19 protein-coding genes and 2 tRNA genes are annotated in these 19800 nt (G+C 73.3%); 7 read left to right on the plus strand and 14 right to left on the minus strand.

Annotation, left to right across the window (positions count from 1 at the left end):
- Positions 1–854: 854 nt before the first annotated feature.
- The 5 genes from ettA to NOCJ54_RS0114220 form a co-directional block, all read right to left on the minus strand.
- A complete protein-coding gene (ettA, locus tag NOCJ54_RS0114200) occupies positions 855–2537 on the minus strand; it encodes an energy-dependent translational throttle protein EttA (protein ID WP_028656023.1) in 1683 nt (560 codons plus the stop codon).
- Between the two features lie 9 nt (positions 2538–2546).
- The gene (locus tag NOCJ54_RS25910; RefSeq protein ID WP_051485864.1) at positions 2547–2963 is read right to left on the minus strand and encodes a single-stranded DNA-binding protein; all 417 of its coding nucleotides are present in this window, start codon (positions 2961–2963) and stop codon (positions 2547–2549) included.
- A 176-nt stretch (positions 2964–3139) separates the two neighbouring features.
- Positions 3140–4735, minus strand: coding sequence for a GTPase (locus NOCJ54_RS0114210; RefSeq protein ID WP_051485865.1), 1596 nt, complete (start codon positions 4733–4735; stop codon positions 3140–3142).
- Positions 4732–6483, minus strand: a complete 1752-nt coding sequence (locus tag NOCJ54_RS25915; RefSeq protein ID WP_232221793.1) for an ABC transporter — start codon at positions 6481–6483, stop codon at positions 4732–4734. Before NOCJ54_RS25915 ends, NOCJ54_RS0114210 begins: the two co-directional genes overlap by 4 nt.
- Entirely contained in the window at positions 6480–7601 is a 1122-nt protein-coding gene (locus NOCJ54_RS0114220) for a PrsW family intramembrane metalloprotease (RefSeq protein ID WP_145725147.1), read from the minus strand. Before NOCJ54_RS0114220 ends, NOCJ54_RS25915 begins: the two co-directional genes overlap by 4 nt.
- A gap of 73 nt (positions 7602–7674) precedes the next feature.
- Between NOCJ54_RS0114220 and NOCJ54_RS0114225 the strand changes: the two genes are divergently transcribed.
- Both NOCJ54_RS0114225 and NOCJ54_RS0114230 read left to right on the plus strand, forming a co-directional pair.
- On the plus strand, positions 7675–9114 hold the full coding sequence (locus tag NOCJ54_RS0114225; protein ID WP_028656026.1) for an aminopeptidase P family protein: 1440 nt from the start codon (positions 7675–7677) through the stop codon (positions 9112–9114).
- A 369-nt stretch (positions 9115–9483) separates the two neighbouring features.
- Positions 9484–10830, plus strand: coding sequence for an NAD-dependent malic enzyme (locus NOCJ54_RS0114230; protein ID WP_051485866.1), 1347 nt, complete (start codon positions 9484–9486; stop codon positions 10828–10830).
- Between the two features lie 30 nt (positions 10831–10860).
- On the opposite strand, the gene NOCJ54_RS29505 is transcribed toward NOCJ54_RS0114230, so the two are convergent.
- Entirely contained in the window at positions 10861–10998 is a 138-nt protein-coding gene (locus NOCJ54_RS29505) for a hypothetical protein (protein ID WP_157514910.1), read from the minus strand.
- Positions 10995–11495: a DUF4396 domain-containing protein gene (locus NOCJ54_RS0114240; RefSeq protein WP_198020229.1), complete on the minus strand. Its 501-nt coding sequence runs from the start codon at positions 11493–11495 to the stop codon at positions 10995–10997. The genes NOCJ54_RS29505 and NOCJ54_RS0114240 overlap by 4 nt, the downstream gene beginning before the upstream one ends.
- 77 nt (positions 11496–11572) lie before the next feature.
- Between NOCJ54_RS0114240 and NOCJ54_RS0114245 the strand changes: the two genes are divergently transcribed.
- Positions 11573–11646, plus strand: a tRNA-Arg gene (locus NOCJ54_RS0114245).
- Between the two features lie 65 nt (positions 11647–11711).
- Here the strand turns inward: NOCJ54_RS0114245 and NOCJ54_RS0114250 are convergent.
- Positions 11712–12560, minus strand: a complete 849-nt coding sequence (locus tag NOCJ54_RS0114250) for a hypothetical protein (RefSeq protein WP_028656029.1) — start codon at positions 12558–12560, stop codon at positions 11712–11714.
- A gap of 69 nt (positions 12561–12629) precedes the next feature.
- On the opposite strand from NOCJ54_RS0114250, the gene NOCJ54_RS25920 reads away from it, so the two are divergent.
- Entirely contained in the window at positions 12630–13289 is a 660-nt protein-coding gene (locus NOCJ54_RS25920; RefSeq protein WP_051485867.1) for a hypothetical protein, read from the plus strand.
- Between the two features lie 233 nt (positions 13290–13522).
- Here NOCJ54_RS25920 and NOCJ54_RS0114260 read toward each other — a convergent pair whose 3' ends face one another.
- The 5 genes from NOCJ54_RS0114260 to NOCJ54_RS0114280 form a co-directional block, all read right to left on the minus strand.
- Positions 13523–14614 carry a hypothetical protein gene (locus tag NOCJ54_RS0114260; protein ID WP_028656030.1) on the minus strand — a complete coding sequence of 364 codons (1092 nt, stop codon included), beginning with the start codon at positions 14612–14614 and terminating at the stop codon, positions 13523–13525.
- A gap of 259 nt (positions 14615–14873) precedes the next feature.
- A complete protein-coding gene (locus NOCJ54_RS0114265) occupies positions 14874–16037 on the minus strand; it encodes an acyl-CoA dehydrogenase family protein (protein WP_028656031.1) in 1164 nt (387 codons plus the stop codon).
- Between the two features lie 2 nt (positions 16038–16039).
- Positions 16040–17107 (minus strand): adenosine deaminase, encoded by a 1068-nt coding sequence (locus tag NOCJ54_RS0114270; protein ID WP_084255225.1) that lies wholly within the window; start codon positions 17105–17107, stop codon positions 16040–16042.
- Between the two features lie 4 nt (positions 17108–17111).
- Positions 17112–17858 (minus strand): DsbA family protein, encoded by a 747-nt coding sequence (locus NOCJ54_RS25925; protein WP_036518084.1) that lies wholly within the window; start codon positions 17856–17858, stop codon positions 17112–17114.
- Positions 17858–18355: a MauE/DoxX family redox-associated membrane protein gene (locus NOCJ54_RS0114280; protein WP_028656033.1), complete on the minus strand. Its 498-nt coding sequence runs from the start codon at positions 18353–18355 to the stop codon at positions 17858–17860. Before NOCJ54_RS0114280 ends, NOCJ54_RS25925 begins: the two co-directional genes overlap by 1 nt.
- Positions 18356–18439: 84 nt before the next feature.
- Between NOCJ54_RS0114280 and orn the strand changes: the two genes are divergently transcribed.
- Positions 18440–19123: an oligoribonuclease gene (orn, locus tag NOCJ54_RS25930; protein WP_036518087.1), complete on the plus strand. Its 684-nt coding sequence runs from the start codon at positions 18440–18442 to the stop codon at positions 19121–19123.
- 48 nt (positions 19124–19171) lie between these two features.
- Positions 19172–19247, plus strand: a tRNA-His gene (locus NOCJ54_RS0114290).
- Here the strand turns inward: NOCJ54_RS0114290 and NOCJ54_RS29025 are convergent.
- Positions 19240–19470: a hypothetical protein gene (locus NOCJ54_RS29025; RefSeq protein WP_028656034.1), complete on the minus strand. Its 231-nt coding sequence runs from the start codon at positions 19468–19470 to the stop codon at positions 19240–19242. The genes NOCJ54_RS0114290 and NOCJ54_RS29025 overlap by 8 nt on opposite strands.
- A 102-nt stretch (positions 19471–19572) precedes the next feature.
- Between NOCJ54_RS29025 and NOCJ54_RS0114300 the strand changes: the two genes are divergently transcribed.
- Positions 19573–19776, plus strand: a complete 204-nt coding sequence (locus NOCJ54_RS0114300; RefSeq protein ID WP_028656035.1) for a hypothetical protein — start codon at positions 19573–19575, stop codon at positions 19774–19776.
- The last annotated feature ends 24 nt before the right edge of the window (positions 19777–19800 follow it).

Genomic DNA, 19800 nt, shown 5'->3' on the forward strand with positions numbered 1-19800 from the left:
TCCCCCGCGCAAGCCGGAATCACACACAGACGCCGACGGCACCCCGATTCGCCTCCACGAGGGACCGTCGTCCGGCACCCCAGACACCCGACGGCCTGACCGGGTCTCGTGGGGTGTCGGTGCTGGGGTCGGTCTCGTAGGGGCCGCCGGGCGCCTGCGGCGCCTCCCGCCGGCCCCCTCGCGAAGGCTCCGAGCGGGGACCCCACCGCCGGCGTCACAACTCCCCTGCGCAAGCGGGGATCACGCACCGACGCCGACGGCACCCCGATTCGCCTCCGCGAGGGACCGTCGTCCGGCACCCCAGGCACCCGGCGGTCTGACCCGGGTCTCGTGGGGTGTCGGTGCTGGGGTCGGTCTCGTAGGGGCCGCCGGGCGTCTTCGGCGCCTCCCGCCGGCCCCCTCGCGGAGGCTCCGAGCGGGGACCCCGCCGCCGGTGGTTGAGCCTCGAAACCGCCGGCCCCGGTGCACCGGACTGTGCCCGCCACGGCCCGCCATCAAGGCCCGGAGGTTTCGAGGCTCCTCGCTAGCGCTCGTCGCACCTCAACCACCGGGATTCAGGCGAAGCGAACCCAAGTCTGGCCGCCAAGCGGACCCCACCACCTACCGGAGGCAACCGCGGCGCGGCAGCGTGGCGCCCGCGCCGAAGGCGCGTCGAGGGCAAGTGCGGGCCGAGCTTGCGAGTGCCCGCGCGCAGCCCTCGACAGGCGACACGCTCGCGCCATCAGACAGCGTGGCGCCCGCACCGAAGGCGCGTCGAGGGCAAGTGCGGGCCGAGCGCAGCGAGTGCCTGCGCGCGGCCCTCGACAGGCGACACGCTCGCGCAATCAAGCACGAGCGTGGCGCTCGCGCCGTGATCAGTCGCGGGTCAGGCGGCGGTGGGTGACGCGGTGGGGGCGGGCGGCGTCGACACCGAGGCGCTCGATCTTGTTCTCCTCGTAGGAGGCGAAGTTGCCCTCGAACCAGAACCAGGCGCCCTCGTTCTCCTCGGTGCCCTCCCACGCGAGGATGTGGGTGGCGATGCGGTCGAGGAACCACCGGTCGTGCGAGGTGACCACGGCACAGCCCGGGAAGTCGAGCAGGGCGTCCTCGAGGGAGGACAGGGTCTCGACGTCGAGGTCGTTGGTGGGCTCGTCGAGGAGCAGCAGGTTGCCGCCCTGCTTGAGGGTGAGCGCGAGGTTGAGGCGGTTGCGCTCACCGCCGGAGAGGACGCCGGCCTTCTTCTGCTGGTCGGGGCCCTTGAAGCCGAACGACGCGACGTAGGCGCGGCTGTTCATCTCGAAGTTGGCGACCTTGATGAAGTCCAGGCCGTCGGAAACGACCTCCCAGACGTTCTTGTTGGGGTCGATGCCGCCGCGGCTCTGGTCGACGTAGGAGATCTTCACGGTCTGGCCGACGGTGAGCTTGCCGGAGTCGGGCTGCTCGCCGCCGGTGATCATCCGGAAGAGGGTCGTCTTGCCGACACCGTTGGGGCCGACGACGCCGACGATGCCGGCACGCGGGAGGGTGAAGGTGATGTCGTTCCACAGGGTGCGGCCGTCGAACGCCTTGGTGAGGTGCTCGGCCTCGAGGACGACGTCACCCAGGCGCGGGCCCGGCGGGATGTTGATGTCGGCCGCGTCGATCTTGCGGGCCTTGTCGGCCTCGGCCGCGAGCTCCTCGTAGCGCTGGAGGCGGGCCTTGGACTTGGTCTGCCGCGCCTTGGCGTTGGAACGGACCCACTCCAGCTCCTTCTCGAGCATCTTGGCGCGCTTGGCGTCCTTGGCGCCCTCGACCTTGAGGCGCTCCTTCTTGGTCTCGAGGTACGTCGAGTAGTTGCCCTCGTAGCCGTGGATCGAGCCGCGGTCGACCTCGGCGATCCACTCGGCGACGTTGTCGAGGAAGTACCGGTCGTGGGTGACCGCGAGGACGGCGCCGGGGTAGCTCTTGAGGTGGCCCTCGAGCCACTGCACCGACTCGGCGTCGAGGTGGTTGGTGGGCTCGTCGAGGAGCAGCAGGTCGGGCTGCTGGAGCAGCAGCTTGCACAGCGCGACGCGGCGGCGCTCACCACCGGAGAGGTTGTCGACGAGCAGGTCCGACGGCGGGCAGCGCAGCGCGTCCATCGCCTGCTCGAGGCGGCTGTCGAGGTCCCAGGCGTTGAGGTTGTCGAGCTCGGTCTGCAGCTCGCCGGTCTCGGCCATGAGGGCGTCCTGGTCGGCGTCGGGGTCGCCCATCTCCATGTAGGCGTCCTCGAGGCGCTTCATCTTCGCCTTGATGCCGGCGACGGCCTCCTCGACGTTCTCGAGGACGGTCTTGCCCTCGGTGAGCGGCGGCTCCTGCTGGAGCATGCCGACCGTCGCGTCGGGGTCGCGGACGATGTCGCCGTTGTTGGGCTGGTCGAGCCCGGCCATCAGCTTGAGCAGCGACGACTTGCCCATGCCGTTCGGGCCGACGACGCCGATCTTGGCGCCGTGGAGGAACGACAGCGTCACGTTGTCGAGGACGACCTTGTCGCCGTGGGCCTTGCGAACGTTGCGCAGGGAGAGGACGTATTCAGCCACGCCCCAAGGCTACGCAGCCGCCGTGGCATCTCCCATTCCGGGGTCTCCGGCCGCGCCGGTGCCGCCGCCGGCCTTGGTGAAGGTCGACGTGCCACGGGTGAGGTCGTGGCCGACGACGGTCGCGTCGATCTCCATCGCGAGCACCTCGACGCCGTTCTTGTTGACGTAGGTGCGGTGGTTGAGCCGACCCTGGACGACCACGGCGTCACCCTGCTTGAGGGACGCGCCGGCGTGGGTGGCGAGGCGGCGCCAGGCGCTCACGCCGTACCACTGCGTGGGTCCGTCGACCCAGGTGTCGCTCTGCCGCTGGTAGTGCCGCGGCGTGCAGCCGACCCGGAAGTTGATCACCGGGACGCCGCCGACCTCGCGCACCATCGGCACGTTGGCGACCCAGCCCTGCACCGTCACGATCGTCTCGTTGGCCATGGGGAGCTCCTGCCTCTCGCGCCGGCCGCCCCGTGCGGCCGGTCGGAGCCACTCCACCCCGCCGGTACGACGACCACGACCCCAGCGCCCGCTCCCTGTGGACGCCGCGGGGCCGGTCAGCGGGCTGTGGACGGCAGCGGGACGTGCGTGTTCCGGGTGGGGCTCCCGGGACCGGGTCAGGCGCGGGCGGCGCTGATCCCGCGGCGGAAGGTGGCGTAGGCCGAGAGCTCCTCCGCGAGCGGGGCGACGACGTCCTCGTGGACGACCTGGTGAACCACCGAGCGCAGCTCCTCGTCGGCGTCCTCGGCACGCCGGCGGGCCAGCCCGCCGACCACGGCGCGGCCGACGACGGCGAGCAGCAGGCCGAGCACGAGCCCCCCGATGCCGATGACCGCGGGGAGCGGGAGGCCGGCGACCTCGGTCAGGTCGGCGCTCTCACCGCTGATGGCGGCGTAGGCCCACCAGCCGAGCCCGCCGACGGCGGCGAGGAGCAGCAGCCCGTGCAGGACGCGGACCAGGACCAGCCAGAACGGGAGGCGCGTCGGGAGGTCGACCCGGCCGAGCTCGCGGTCGAGGCGGTCGCTGACCTCGGCGAGGCGGCCGGTGGCGGCCTTGCGCACGTGGGGCGCCCAGCCGGCGCCGACGCCCTCGCTGGCCTCGTCGGCGACGCCACGCACGGCGGTGTCGACGCTGGACCGGTCGACGGGCGCCACCTCGGGCTCGTGGCGCGGCTGGTCGCCGTCGGCCTTGCGGCCGAGCAGCAGGAAGGGCGGCCAGGCGACGGCGCGGCGGGCACGCTCGCCCACGGTGCGCTCGATGCTGTCGACGACCGCGGAGACACCCGCGGCGTCGGCGACGGAGTCCTCGAGCTCGTCGTAGCGCTTCGCCGGGAGCTCGCGGGCGGGGGTGTCGCCGGCGGCGGCCTCGAGCCGGGCGGCCGCGGCGGCGATGTCGGCCTCGACGCGGGCGGTGGTGCTGCGCTTGTCCTGGACGCGGCGCCGGATCTCGGCGCGGAGCTCGTCCATGCCGATGCCCTGCTTGGCGGAGATCGCGAGCACCTGCACGTCGGGCAGACCGTCCTCGGCGAGGAGGCGGCGCACGTCGTCGACCATGGCCTGGCGGCGCTCGACCGGGACGGTGTCGATGTGGTTGAGCGCGACGAGCATCACCCCCTGGTGGGAGGTCAGCTTCTTGAAGTAGCGGTCGTGGACCGCCGCGTCGGCGTACTTCTGGGGGTCGAGGATCCAGACCATCAGGTCGGCGACGGCCACCAGCCGGTCGACCTCGAGGTGGTGGGAGACCTCGGTCGAGTCGTGGTCGGGCAGGTCGAGCAGCACGACGCCGTCGAGGGCGCTGTCGGTGTGCCGGGTGTCGAGCATGGAGTCGCGCATCGTCTGGTGGCGCGGCGGGATGCCGATCCAGTCGAGGAGCTCGTCGGCGCCCTCGCTCCCCCACACGACCGCGGTCGCCCAGGAGGTGGTGGGGCGGCGGACGCCGACGGAGGACAGCTCGAGGCCGGTCAGCGCGTTGTAGGTCGACGACTTGCCGGAGCCGGTGGCGCCGGCGATCGCGACCACCGTGTGCCGGGCGGACAGCCGCAGGCGGCCGGTCGCCCGGTCGGCGGCGGAGGCGACCTCGTCGAGCAGCTCGTCGGGGACGTGGCCGCGCGCGGCCACCACGGCGTCGCCGAGGCCCTGCAGCCGCTCACCGACGGGCGTGCCCCGCGTCGCGAGGTCGCCCAGCGTCGTGTCCGTGTCGAGACCGTTCGTCACAGGTGTCCACCCGTTCCCTTCTTGGCGGCTGCGAACCGCAGGTCGTCCACCCGCCGCGCTGCCTGGCGCAGCTGGTCGGCGGCGTCGGGCTTGAGCTCCCACTGCGCCGCCGGCGCGAGGTAGCGGGCCCGCTCGGCACCCATCAGGGTCGCGAGCCGGCGCGCGAGCGTGCCCCGGGCCTGCTCCACGAGGCGGTCGGTGATCCCGGCGCCGAGCGTGGTGTCGAGCAGGGCACGGCCCTGCCGCACCGACTCCGCGCCCGGTCCGCTGGCCCCCTCGCCGGCGAGCGCCACGACGGCCAGGGTGACCCCCAGCCCGCGCACGCCGAGGGCGAGGAAGCGGGCACTGTGCCGGGCGTCGCCGGCCTCGTGGCGCACCAGCTCCTGGAGCTCGTCGAGCCAGCCGCGGACCTCCTGGGTCGCGCGGTTGCGCAGCGCGCGGCCGGCGCGGGTCAGGTCGTCCTGGGTCGAGGCGAGCAGCGCAGCGCCGTACTCCTCGGCGTGCCACTGCTCGGCCGCCTCCTCGGCGGCGCGCTCGGCGTGGTCGACGACGAGGGCCTCGACGGCCATCTCGATCGCGACCGCGACCCGCTCGGCCTGCTGCGGCTTGCCCTTGATGGCGTTCACGAGGCGCTCGCGGACGAAGCCGACCTTCGCCTCGAGGGAGCGCACGAGCTCGCCGCTGCCGACGAACTCCTGCCAGCGCGCGAGCAGGTCGCCGCGCAGCAGCGTGCCGTCGGCCGCCGCGGCGAGCAGGCCGGTCTGCGCGCCGTCGTAGACCTTGTCGGCGGCCGCGAGCAGGTCGCTGACTGCAGTGACCTGCAGCTGGACGGCGTCGGCGATCGGGAACGCCTTGCGGGTCACCGTGCGCACGGCACCGGCGACGGTCTGGTTGACCACGTCGCGGCGCGCGGCGACGTCGGAGGCGAGGGCCTCCAGCCAGCCACGGATCTCGACGGCGTACGACGTGGGCAGGAGTCCCTCGTCGCTGACCTCACCCTGCGCCACGGCGAACAGCGGGCTGTCCTTCAGGCCGCGGGCAGCCATCATCCGGGCGAGGTGGACGGACACGGTCGCGACGTCGTCGGCCGGGGTGCGGCTGAGGACGAGGGCGACGGCGGTGTTGCGGTCGACGGCGAGCTTGAGGTGGTCCCACGGCACCTGGTCGGAGTAGCGGGCAGCCGAGGTGACGAACAGCCACAGGTCGGCGGCGGCGAGCAGCTGGCCGGCGAGCTCGCGGTTGCGCTCGTCGACCGAGTCGACGTCGGGGGCGTCGAGGATCGCCAGCCCACGGGGCACGGAGGTGCTCGGCACCAGCTGGATCGCGAACTGGTCGGCGGTCGGCTCGCTGACCCGGGCCAGCTCCGGCAGCAGCCGGTCGGCGCCGAACCAGCGGACGTCCTCGGGGTGATGGACCAGGACCGGCGACCGCGTCGTGGGGCGCAGCAGGCCGGGGGTGGTCACCTTGTGGCCCACGAGGGTGTTGACCAGCGTCGACTTGCCGGCGCCGGTCGACCCGCCGACCACGACGAGCATCGGCGCCTCGATCTCGGTCAGCCGCGGGATGACGTAGTCCTCGAGCTGCTCGATCACGTGGTCGCGGCCGATTCGCAGGGCGCTCACGCCGGGCAGGTCGAGCGGCAGCGGGGCCGCCTTGAGGGCGCCGTGCAGCCGCACCACCTCGGTGAGCATGCGGCCGTCGAGGCCGGCACCGGGGAGGTCGCCGCCGCGGGGGGCCTGGTGAGTCATCGCTGGGGTACCACCTGTCCGGGGAACGCGATCCGGGGCCGGGCCGCCTGGATGCGACCGAGGAAGTCCTGTCCACGAGCCTGCCAGTCCCGTGGTGCCGTGCCACGCAGCAGGCGGTGGTGCAGGAAGCCGAGCTCGATGGCTGCCTGCTGGTAGTCGCGCATCGCGCGCTCCGCCTCCGGCCCGCCGGCGGCCCGGGCGTGGCGGCGGGCCTCGCGGCGTCCGCGGAGGTTCACGACCCAGCCGATGTCGGTGGCCGGGAGCAGTCCGCGGTCGGCGGCGTCGGTCAGCGCCATCCGCAGCACGTGGGCCTCGGTCTCGCGGGCCCACCACGCGAGGGCGACCATGCCGACGAAGGCCGGGAGCATGATGACGGCGTACACGACGACGAAGCCGCCGAAGCCGTGCACCGCCGAGCCGTTCCACAGCCCGTGCGCGAGGACGGCGGCGAGGTAGCCGGCGACCGGGGCGCTCCAGCGCACCGTCCGGCTGCGGGAGGCCACGGCGACGCCGATGCCGACACCGATGAACGCGGTGAAGAGCGGGTGTGCGAACGGGCTGAACAGGCAGCGCAGCACGAACGTGCCGGTGACCGCCTCGAAGCCGCCGGGGCCGAGGCCGTCGGTGCCGTTCCACGCCGCCGCGAGGTAGAGGATGTTCTCGGTGAAGGCGAAGCCGATGCCGACCATGCCGGCGTAGACGATGCCGTCGAGGATCCCGTCCACCTCCGCCCGGCGCCACCACAGGAGCAGGAGGAGGAACAGCCCCTTGCTGGCCTCCTCGACCACCGGCGCGGCGAGCGCGAGGGACGCGGTCTCGGTGATGCCCACGACGAGGCCGCCGACACCCTGGACGAGCAGGGCGGCCATGGTCGCCACGAACGCGCCCCAGGCGAGGCCGGCGGCGAGCAGGCTCCGCGGCTCGGGCTCGTAGCGGTCGAGCCAGAGGTACGCCGCGAGCACGGGTCCGACCGGCACCGCGGCGAGGGCCGTGGCGAGCAGCGTCGTGCCCGGCGCGCCGGACAGCGCGAGCACCAGCAGGGTGAGCAGGGCCCCGACAGCGACCGCCACGGTCACGACGACCGTGAAGGCAACACTGTTGCGGGGGCCCATTGTCATGGGCTGAAGCCTATCGGGAGGCATCCGTCAACCCCTGATCGTGGATCGTCCCCCGCGGCGTACAGTGAGGAAGGTGACAGAGGACACCCCCGACAGCACGACGTCCGCGGCCGAGGAGCAGCTCAGGACCGAGCAGCACGACCCGGCCGTCCCCGAGGCCTACGCGACCTTCATGCGCACCGGCTGGGACGACCGGCCGACCGAGGTCGAGCGCCACCCGCTCGCCGACCTCGCCGTCGACCGTCGGCGCCGCCTGGCCGAGGCCTTCCCGGGTGAGCGGCTGGTGCTGCCCGCGGGCGGCTACAAGGTCCGCGCGTACGACACCGACTACCGCTTCCGCCCCGACACCGCCCACACCTGGCTGTGCGGCAACCAGACCTCCGACGCCGTCCTGGTCGTCGAGCCCGACGGCTCCTCCGCCCTCTACGCGCGTCCGCGCGCGGGCCGCGAGAGCGACGAGTTCTTCCGCGACCGGCAGTACGGCGCGCTGTGGGCCGGCAAGCGCCCGTCGGCCGACGAGCTGTCGGCTGCCCTCGGCATCGAGGTCCGCCACGTCGACGAGCTCCCGGACGCGCTCGGCAGCGGCACCAAGACCCGCGTGCACCGCGGCGTCTCCCCCGTGGTCGACGGCCTCGTCACGCCCGACGACGGCCGCGACGCCGAGCTGGCCCGGGTGCTCTCCGAGCTGCGGCTGATCAAGGACGAGTGGGAGGTCGGCGAGCTGCAGGCCGCGGTCGACGCGACCACCCTCGGCTTCGAGGACTGCGTGCGCGAGTGGGACCGCGTCATCGAGCACGGCGAGCGCTGGCTCGAGGGCACCTTCTTCCGCCGCGCGCGGACGATGGGCAACGACCTCGGCTACGACTCGATCGTCGCCAACGGCCCGCACGCCACGACCCTGCACTGGATCGAGAACTCGGGCCCGGTCGTGCCCGGTCAGATGGTGCTGTGCGACATGGGCGTCGAGGGTGCGAACCTCTACACCGCCGACGTCACCCGCACCCTGCCGGTCGACGGCCGGTTCACGTCGCTGCAGCGCGACCTCTACTCGCTCGTGCTCCAGGCCCAGGAGGCCGCGATCGCGGCGCTGCGCCCCGGGGTGAAGTTCCTCGCCGGCCACGACGCGGCGATGGTCGTGCTGGCGCACGGCCTGGCCGACCTCGGCCTGCTTCCGGTGTCGGCCGAGGAGGCGCTCGCCCCCGACTCGAAGGTCTACGCCCGCTGGACCCTGCACGGCGTGAGCCACATGCTCGGCATGGACGTGCACGACTGCGGCCACGCCGCCCCCAAGGCCTACCGCGACGCCACCCTCGCCGAGGGCATGGTGCTCACCGTCGAGCCCGGCCTCTACTTCCAGGCCGACGACCTGCTGGTCCCCGAGGAGCTGCGCGGCATCGGCATCCGGATCGAGGACGACGTGGTGGTCACCGCCGACGGCGTGCACAACCTGTCCTCGGCCCTCCCCCGCACCTCCGACGACGTCGAGGAGTGGATGGCCCGCCTGCGCGGGTAGCCGGCCCCTCGGTCCGCCGGACCGTGCCCACCACCGCCCGGCGGGCAGGCCCGGAGGTTTCGAGGCTCGGCCGCGGGCGGCCTCGCACCTCAACCACCGGGAGTTCGCGCTCCCACCACCTGCGGTCGGCTTGCCGCCGGGCGGGGGCTGGACCTACGCAAGGCAACCGCGGCGCGGCAGCGTGGCGCCCGCGCCGAAGGCGCGTCGAGGGCAAGTGCGGGCCGAGCTTGCGAGTGCCTGCGCGCAGCCCTCGACAGGCGACACGCTCGCGCCATCAGACACCCCGGCGACTTCCGAGTAACCCCCGGTCGGGCGTTGACTGGGTCCGTGCCTCGGAAAACTGCCACTGCCTCGTCGTACTCCATCACCATGCGCCTGCGCACCTCCGTCGACCACGGGGTCGTCGGAGAGGTCGCCACGGCGATCGCTGCCGCTGGCGGGATGGTCACCGCCATCGACGTGGCGGAGTCCAGCAGCAACCGGCTGACCGTCGACGTCACCTGCTCGGCGGCCGACGCCGAGCACGCGGCGGAGCTGCAGGAGGCGGTCGCCGGCGTCGACGGCGTGGAGGTGCACAAGGTCTCCGACCGGACCTTCCTCATCCACCTCGGCGGCAAGATCGAGGTCGGCTCGAAGGTGCCGCTGAAGACGCGCGACGACATGTCGCTGGCCTACACCCCCGGCGTGGGCCGGGTGTCGATGGCGATCGCCGAGAACCCGGAGGACGTGCGCCGGCTGACCATCAAGGGCAACGCCGTCGCCGTCGTCACCGACGGCAGCGCGGTCCTCGGCCTGGGCAACATCGGGCCCGGCGCAGCCCTGCCGGTGATGGAGGGCAAGGCGGCGCTGTTCAAGAGGTTCGGCGAGATCGACGCCTGGCCGATCTGCCTCGACACCCAGGACACCGACGAGATCGTGCGCGCGGTCGAGCTGATCGCCCCCGGCTTCGGCGGCATCAACCTCGAGGACATCGCAGCGCCGCGCTGCTTCGAGATCGAGGCCCGGCTGCGCGAGCGGCTCGACATCCCGGTCTTCCACGACGACCAGCACGGTACGGCGATCGTGGTGCTCGCCGCGCTCACCAACGCGCTGCGCGTGGTGAAGAAGGAGCTCGGCGAGGCGCGTGTGGTCGTCTCGGGCGCCGGTGCCGCCGGCACCGCGATCGTGAAGCTGCTGCTCGCCGCGGGCGTGCGCGACGTGGTCGTCGTCGACCGCACCGGCGCCCTCGTCGCGGGCGACGCCGACCTGTCGGTCGCGCACGAGGAGCTGGCCTCCCTGACCAACAGGGAGTCCCGCAGCGGCGGCCTGCAGGAGGTGCTCGTGGGGGCCGACGTCTTCATCGGCGTCAGCGCGCCCGGCATCCTCAAGCCGGAGTGGATCGAGACGATGGCCGAGGACCCGGTGGTCTTCGCCCTGGCCAACCCGGACCCGGAGGTCGACCCGGCGCAGGCGGCGAGGTACGCCGCCGTGGTCGCCTCGGGCCGCTCGGACTTCCCGAACCAGATCAACAACGTGCTGGCGTTCCCCGGCGTCTTCCGCGGCCTGCTCGACGCCCGCGCCCACGAGGTCACCGTGGACATGTGCCTGCGCGCGGCCGACGCGATCGCGCACGTGGTCCACGACGACGAGCTCAACGCGAGCTTCATCATGCCGTCGGTGTTCCACCCCGAGGTGCACCACGCGGTCGCCGCGGCGATCGCGCACAAGCCGGAGTGACCCGCGGTCGAGCCGTGTGCGTGCTCGCGCCTACCGGACGGTGACGACAGCAGGCCGGTCCAGGCCGTGGGCCGGCCCGTCGTCGTCCTCCAGGCTGGCGGCGGTGGAGACGACGAGGCCGCCGAGCAGGAAGCCGGCGACGCCGGCGGCGAGGGTGGTGGTGCTCATCGGTGCTCCGATCCGTGGGCCTGGTCGTGCCGGTCGTGCTGGTCGTGCTGGTCGTGCTGGTCGTGGTGGGCGTGGTGCAGGGCGTGCCCGCGGCCGCGGTCGATGAGGAAGCGGTTGACCGGGAACGCGGCGACGAACGCGGCGGCGAGCGCGACGATCATCGCCAGCCAGAAGACGGGGTCGACCAGGCCGGAGTCCATCGCGCCCGGGACGGCCGCCATGACCGCGTTGTCGACGACCTCCATGACGACGATGGAGATCGTGTCAGCGGCGAGCACCAGGCGCAGCGCGCGGCCCGGGGACATGCCGGCACCGACGAGCGGCAGCGACGAGAGCAGGTAGCCGAAGGCGAAGGCGAGGCCGACCGCGAGCGCGATGGTCTGGCCGGTGGACAGGCCGAGCGCCGTCCCGATCATCAGGCCGGCGACCTCACCGATCGCACAACCGGTCAGGCAGTGCAGGGTCGCGCTGACAGCGATGGCGTTGCGAGGGTCCATGATCGGCCAACACATACCCCCTCGGGGTTTGTTCCGGCTCGTCCGGCGCGCGGCGCGGGCGCTAGGCTCGCCCGCAGGCCTCCGTAGCTCAACTGGATAGAGCAGGGAGCTTCTACCTCTCAGGTTGCGGGTTCGACTCCTGCCGGGGGCGCCGTCCGACCGGGCGGGCGAGGGCGACGCACTGCCCTCCCCGCGCGGTCACCGGACGCCGGGCCGTCAGGCCCCGGGAACGACGAGGGCCGCTCGGATGTCCGGCACGGTGCGACCGTGGGCGAAGCGCAGCGCCTCGACCGCCCACCCGTCCTGGACCTGGACGGTCACCGCGCCGGTCATCACCCAGCGACCTGCCTGCAGCGCCAGGCCCGGAAGTGGGACCGGCTCGTGCTCGGGGTACGGCGCCAGCCCCTGCCCGACCCGGCCCCGGGCGCCGAGGGCGGCGACCAGCCATCCCTCCACGACCTTCACCGGACGCGCGGACAAGGTGGCCCCGGCACGTCCGGGCGCGAAGACCTGGGCCATCGTGTCGGCGCGGACCACCCGCCACCGCTCCCCACCGCACTCGAACCAGCACGCCCGGTCGGCGTGCAGGTCGACGACGGCGCCGAACGCCGCCAGCGCAGCGACGCACTCCGGCCCGAGCAGCCGCTCCGGGAGCTCGCGCTCGCGGCGCCGCAGCTCCTCCTCGTGGCGCGCGGCGGCGATCGGTGTGTACTCCTCGACGAGGTCGCGCCGCCGGGCCCGGGCCCCCGCGGCGAGCCGGTCGAACAGCCAGCTCGGGTCGACCTGCAGGAAGTAGGAGAAGTGGACGTCCAGCTCCCCGGGCCCGACCGGGCGGTCGGGGACCAGCAGCCGCACACCGTGGTCGGTCGACCACACCCCGGCCACCTCGCCGTCGACGCGGACCACCCACGACCAGCCCGGCGCCCGGACCTCGGGGCGGACGGCCGCCAGCACGACGCCCAGCGGCTGCCCGGCCGGCAGGTCGACGACCCGTGCGTGCGACACGACGTCGTCCCCGGCCGCGACGCTGTCGCGATCCACCCGCACCCGCACCTGCTCGTCCACGCCGCGAGCCTAGGACGCCGGCCGGAGGCGGGACCTCATGCCACGACGAGGGAGGGGTACCGCACGGTGATGCCCCACCCCGTGATCACGACCGCTGCCGACCTCGCCGGCCGGGCCCTCTCGGCCGCCACCTCCGGGATCGCCGCCCTGCGCCCGGCGGAGAAACCGCTCCACCCCGAGGGCCGGACCTGGGCCGGCCTGATCAGCCGCACCGGCTCCCCCGAGCCGGTCGGCGTCCCCTGGATCGACACCGCGGGCGAGGACGAGGTGCTGGTGCGCACCTCCCGGGCGATCGGCCTGCCCGGTCCGGTCCCGGACATCCTCGGCCTCGCCGTGCGCCTGCCCCTGGGCAACGACCGGTACGCCGACCTGCTGCTCGCCAACACCGGCTGGTCGCCCGTGGCGCGCCACCTGCTCGTCCCGGCCTTCCGCAAGGGCCAGCCGCTGACCACCCTGCTGCCGTACCGGACCGAGGCCGGGCCGGTGGTGCTCGGCGCCCGTGGCACCGAGGAGCACCGCTACGAGCTGTCCTGGGCGCCGGTCGGCGGGGCCTGGCGCCACCTCGGGGTGCTCACCCTCCAGCTGCCCCTGCCCGACGACGCCGAGGCGTCCTTCGACCCGATCGTGAACACGATGCCGGGACTCGAGCAGTACCCCTGGGTGGAGCAGCTCCGCGAGCGCTCCTACGCCACCGCCCGGCGCCTGCGCGGGGAGCGGACCGCCCGCTGACGCCGGTCTCGGAAGCTGGCCCCCACGACCACCTTCCGGCCCACTGCCTGGCTTGTGTGCCGTCGTGTCCCCCGACGGCGGTCGGCGCCGAACCGGGCGGTCCCCCACGCACAGTCTCGCCTGTCCGGAGGCGTCGTCGGCGCCCCTCCGGCAACCCCGAACAACTCCGAACACGCAGGTCAGCGCGGGGACGCCGGGGCCTACCCCCTTCCGGATGCCTCCGGACGAGGGGGTCAGGCCAGCAGGCCGTCGGCCCGCACGGGTGGTCGGTCCTCCGCCCGCCGGCGCACCGCGTCGAGGGCGGCCAGGGCGACGAAGCCGCTGATCAGCTTGTCGGCCAGGGAGGTCAGCAGGTTGGCCGAGGTCACCGCCAGCAGCAGGCTGTGGCTGAGGTCGAAGAAGGTCGCCGTGATCGTGTCGGCGCCGTGCCCGGTCGAGCCGCCGTAGAGCACGTGCAGGATCGGGACGGCCACCGCCGAGCAGGCGAGGGCCACGACCATGCTGAGCAGCAGGAAGCGTCCGATGGTGCGCCCCATGTCGAAGCGCCGCAGCCCGTAGCCCCAGATGAGCGCGCCGGTGACGTTGACCAGCGCGAACGGGATCGAGTCGGCGCCGCTGATCGGGACTCCCGCCACGTTCGTGGTCGCGCCGACCAGGGCGCCCCACCACGGCCCGAGGACCACCGCGGCGACCGCGGTGCCGATCATGTCGAGGTAGAGCGGCAGGTTCAGCAGGTCGACCAGCGAGCGGCCGAGCAGGTTCGCCAGCACGCAGCCGACGCCGACCAGCAGCCCGCGACGCGCGGTCAGCGGCGGGGGCAGCGGCACAGCCGGGACACGGGCCGCGGCCTCCGGCGCCGAGCGGGCAGGCGACGGGCCCTCCCCCGCAGCCGGGCCCTCCCCCGCAGCCGGGCCCTCCCCCGCAGCCGGGCCCTCCCCCGCAGCCGGGCCCTCCCCCGCGGCCGGGGCGTCGGCCACCGGGGCCCCGGTCCCGGGGCGCGTGGCGGGCAGTGCTGCGGTCGCGGCCGCGAGGGCGGCGCGGCACTCGGCGTCCCAGCGGGCGACCTCGTCCTCGTCGACACCCAGGGCCCGCACGATGTCGACCACCAGCTCGACGTCGATGCGTCGGCGACCGGTGCGGAAGGCGTCGTAGACGGTCGTCCGGCCGGGGCGCCCTGCGGCTCCCCGCGCCTCGCGGACCCGGGCGACGCCCAGCGCGATCTCGGCGTACGACGGGCTGCCGGCTGCCACGCGCAGGGCGCGCAGGTCGTCGGCGAGGTCGTCCAGGGAGCGTGCGCCTGCGGCCTCCTCGGCTGCCTCGGCCATCCCTGCCTCCTCACCAGTGCGTCCCACGCCTCGTCCTCCACGGTCACCATCGTCGTCGCCGGCCCGGACCTGACCCGTCGACGACCGGTGACCCATGATCCCCGGCTTTACCGACACAAATGTCGGAGGGTCGTGGCGGCGAGACGGTCGGGTACCGGGAGGGCGGTCGGGACGGCGCGCCTCCGCCCGGAGGGCGGCCCGGCGTCGTACAAAGGTCGTGGCCCCGCGGGAGGTATGAGCCTCGCGGGGCTGACGCCTCTCAGCGGAAGGCCGACTCGCCCGTCAGGGCACGTCCGATGACCAGCTGGTGGACCTCGCTCGTGCCCTCGTAGGTGAGCACCGACTCGAGGTTGTTGGCGTGCCTCATGACCGGGTGCTCCAGGGTGATCCCGGCAGCGCCGAGGATGGTGCGGCACTGCCGCGCGATCCCGAGCGCCTCGCGCACGTTGTTCAGCTTGCCGAGGCTGACCTGGTCGGGCTGCAGCTGCCCGGCGTCCTTGAGCCGGCCCAGGTGCAGCGCGAGCAGCATCCCCTTGCCGAGCTCGAGGGCCATGTCGGCGAGCTTCGCCTGGGTCAGCTGGTACGACGCCAGCGGCTTGTCGAAGATCGCCCGCTCGCGGGCGTAGGAGATCGTCGCGTCGAGGCAGTCGCGGGCGGCGCCGAGCGCGCCGAAGACGATCCCGAAGCGCGCTTCGTCGAGGCAGGACAGCGGGCCGCGCAGGCCGCGCACGTCGGGGAAGGCCGCGGAGGCGGGCAGGCGCACCCCGTCAAGGACCAGCTCGCTGGTGACCGAGGCGCGCAGGGACAGCTTGCGCCGGATCTCCGGCGCGGAGAAGCCAGGGGCGTCCGTCGGCACCACGAAGCCGCAGATGCCCTCCTCGGTCCGGGCCCAGACCACGGCGACGTCGGCAACGGAGCCGTTGGTGATCCACATCTTGGCGCCGTGCAGCACCCAGTCGGCGCCGTCGCGCACGGCGCGGGTCCGCATCCCGCCCGGGTCGGAGCCGAAGTCGGGCTCGGTGAGGCCGAAGCAGCCGATCGCCTCGCCGGTGGCCATCCGGGGCAGCCACTCCTCGCGCTGCTCCTCCGAGCCCCAGCGGCGGATCGCGAACATCGCCAGCGAGCCCTGCACGGAGACCAGCGAGCGCAGGCCTGAGTCGGCCGCCTCGAGCTCGAGGCAGGCCAGTCCGTAGGCGGTGGCGCTGGTGCCGGCGCAGCCGTAGCCCTCCAGGTGCATGCCGAGCAGGCCGAGCCGGCCCAGCTCGACGGCGAGCTCGCGAGCCGGGATCCGGGCGTCGTCGTACCACTCGGCGAGGTGGGGCCGGGCCCTGTCGTCGACGAAGGCACGGACGGTGTCGCGGATCGCGCGCTCCTCGTCGCTCAGCAGGCCGTCGATCCCGAACAGCTCGAGCGGCGCCTGCATGCTCAGCGCCCCTCGGCGACGTAGGCGTCGATCTCGCCGACCAGGCGCGCCTTGACGTCCTCCGGTGCGAAGGAGGCGCCGACGGCAGCGCGGGAGAGGTCGGCGAGGCCGGCCTCGTCGAGGCCGAGCAGGTCGGCGGCGATCTCGTACTCCCGGTTGAGGGTGGTGCCGAACATCGGCGGGTCGTCGGAGTTGATGGTGACCACGACCCCCGCCTCCACGAACGCCGGCAGCGGGTGCTCGTCCAGCGCGGCCACCGCCCGGGTCGCCACGTTGGACGACGGGCACACCTCGAGCGGGATCCGGTTCTCGGCGAGGTGGGCGAGCAGCGCCGGGTCCTCCGCGGCGGACGTGCCGTGCCCGATCCGCTCCGCGCCCAGGTGGCGCAGCGAGGTCCAGATGGTCTCCGGGCCGGTGGTCTCCCCCGCGTGCGGGACCGAGTGCAGCCCGGCCGCCAGCGCCTGGGCGAAGTGCGGCACGAACTGCTCGCGCGGCACCCCGATCTCCGGCCCGCCGAGGCCGAAGGCGACCAGTCCGTCGGGCGCGTGCTCGAGGGCGAACCGCAGGGTCGCGTCGGCCGCCGGCACACCGGCCTCCCCCGGGACGTCGTAGATCCAGCGCAGCACCAGCCCGAAGTCACGCTCGGCGGCGACCCGCGCGTCCTCGATCGCCTCCGTGTACGCCTCGATCGGCATGCCCCGGTCCGGGTCGTCCGGCCAGACCGAGGTGTACGGCGTGCAGGTGAGCTCCGCGTAGCGCACGGACTGGCCCTCGGCGAGCTCGCGACCGATCTCGTAGGTCAGGTAGCGCACGTCCTCCGGCGTCCGGACCAGGTCGACCACGGCGAGGTAGACCTCGATGAAGTGGGCGAAGTCGCGGAACGCGAAGAACTCGCGGAGCCGCTCCGGGTCCGAGGGCACCGTGCCGGGGTGGCGCGCGGCCAGCTCGGACACGATGCGCGGCGAGGCCGACCCGACGTGGTGGACGTGCAGCTCGGCCTTGGGCAGGCCGGCGACGAACCGACCCAGCGACGGGCTCGGCGAGGGGCTCAGCGAGGGGCTCGGCGGCACGACGTCACTCAAGCGCGTCGATGAGGTTCTCCGCAAGGTCGTCGACGGTGCGCCCGTCGTCGAAGACCTTGCCGTCGAGCAGGATGGTCGGGGTGCTCGAGACACCGACGCGGCGCGCCTCCTCGGTGGCCTCGGTGACCCAGTCGCGGTTGGCGACGCTGCGGATCGCGTCACCGACGGCGGCCTCGTCGGCACCGGCCTCGACGGCGTACTCGACGAGGTCGTCGTTGTCGACCGCGTCGGGGTTGCTCTCGGACGGCTGGTTGGCGAAGAGCAGGTCGTGGAACTTCTTCGCCGCCTCCGGGCCGGCCTCCTCGAGCACGATCGAGAAGGCGCTGGTCGCGCGGATCGGGTAGTCACCGATCTGGCTGAGCAGGTCGAACGGGCGGTACTCCACGCGGACCTTGCCGTCGGCGGCGAGCCGGGCGAGGTCGTCGCGGGTCTCCTCCTCGAGGTCACCACAGAACGGGCAGAGGAAGTCCTCGTAGATGATCACCTCGTGCGGCGCGTCCTCCGGGCCGATCGAGACGCCGTACGCCGCGGCGGTGGCCACGGCCTCCTCGAGCGCCTTCTGGTCCTTGTCCCGCTTCCACACCGAGTAGCCGACCGAGCCGCCGACGATCAGCACGATCGCGAGCACGACGCCACCGACGGTCAGCATCCGGCGCCGCGCCTCCCGCTTGGCCTGGGCGGCCCGCTCGGCGGCCGCCTTCTGCGCCCGCGCGTTCGCCTTCGACGACTTCGACGACATCAGTCCACTTCTCCTTCAGCAGCGCCGCTGGCGGCGCGGTTCTCGAACAGTACGGAATCCAGGGCGAGCCGCGTGCGTGGCAGCCACACGACGAGAAGGGACGCGGCCAGCAGCGCGACGTCCCGGGCGATCTCCCACGGGTAGGCCGAGGAGGCACCGGGGTCGGCCCCGCCACCGCCGAAGCACCCGCAGTCGATCTCGATCCCGCGCGCCCACACCGACGCGATGCCGATGATGAACGCGACGAACAGCAGCGCCGACAGCACGCCGGCGCCACGGGTGAGCACGCCGAGGACCAGCGCCAGGCCGATGGCGACCTCGATGCCGGGCAGGGCGAGGCCGACCACCTCGGCGACCGAGGACGGCAGCAGCTGGTAGGCACGGACCGCGTTGACGCTCGCGTCGGGCTCGGTGATCTTGAGGCCGCCCGCGACGAGCCAGACCCCTCCCGTCACCAGCCGGGCGAGCAGGCCCACCCAGGCCAGTGTTCCGTTCACGGCGCCGAGGCTAACCGGCTCCGCTGAGCGGCTCCTGAGAGCACCCCGCCCCGGTGACGGCCGTCAGGCGTAGGGTGCAGCATCGTGAACGAACGACTGGTCTGGATCGACTGCGAGATGACGGGGCTCGACCTCCGCAACGACGCCCTCATCGAGATCGCAGCCCTGGTGACCGACTTCGACCTCAACGTGCTCGGCGAGGGTGTCGACGTCATCATCAAGCCGCCCGCCGAGGCGCTGGACCAGATGATCGAGTTCGTGCGGACCATGCACGAGACCTCCGGCCTGATCACCGAGCTGGAGAACGGCGTCACCCTGCGCGAGGCCGAGGAACAGGTCATGGCCTACCTGCGCGAGCACTGCGCCCCGGACAGCCGGCCCGCGCTCGCGGGCAACTCGGTCGCCACCGATCGCGGCTTCGTCGCCCGTGACATGCCCGAGCTCGACGGCTTCCTGCACTACCGGATCGTCGACGTCTCCTCGATCAAGGAGCTGTCGAAGCGCTGGTTCCCGCGGGCCTACTTCAACGCCCCGACCAAGCGCGGCAACCACCGGGCCCTGGCCGACATCCAGGAGAGCATCGAGGAGCTGCGCTACTACCGCGACACCGTCTTCGTGGCGCCGCCCGGCCCGGACACCGACACCGCACGCGAGGTCGCGACGCGCCACGGCGGCGCACTCACCGGCCTCGGGCTGGCCCCGGCCGAGGACGCAGCCGAGGATCCGGCCACCGGCGGCGACGCCGCTGGTACGGGTACCGATTCCTGATTCCGGGCGGCTTGCGTCTACACTCATCTCCGGCCCTCGGGCCACATGGTGGGTATAGCTCAGCTGGTAGAGCGCTGCGTTGTGGTCGCAGATGTCGCGGGTTCAAGTCCCGTTACTCACCCCAGCAACGGACCGGCCGGACTCCCTCGAGTCCGGCCGGTTCGCTTTTCCTGCTTCTCCGCTGCCTGGCGGCGCTCGAGCGGGTCGTTGCCGGTGCCGCCGCGGTAGAGCCCGGCGCCGTGGTCCCGCTCGAGCGGCGAGGGGCCCGAACGCCGCCGTCCACCGAGGACGAGCCCGGCCAGCACGAGAGCCAGGAAGACGATGACGAGGGCGGTGAACCAGGTCATGGCGCCACCTGCTTCCCTGGTCGACGGGAGCGAAGTCTCTCAGCGCCTCCGGTCGGGCCCCGCCCCCTGAGTGCAGCAGCGACGCGGGGGTAACGCTCGGCGATGAGCACCGTGAGCATCCCCCGCAAGGCGGCCGCCGTGGCCGCGACCCTGCTCGCCCTGGGCCTGACCGCCTGCGGCGGTGGCGGCGAGAACAACGACGACATCATCAACGACCCGGTCGACGACAGTTCGACGACGCCGCCCGAGGAGGGCGACAACGCCGGCGAGGAGGACACCGGGGGCAGCAACGACGACACGAAGTGAGTCGGTGTCGCAATCGCTCCCTTG

It is taken from the genome of Nocardioides sp. J54 (assembly GCF_000519005.1).
Taxonomy (GTDB): Bacteria; Actinomycetota; Actinomycetes; order Propionibacteriales; family Nocardioidaceae; genus Nocardioides.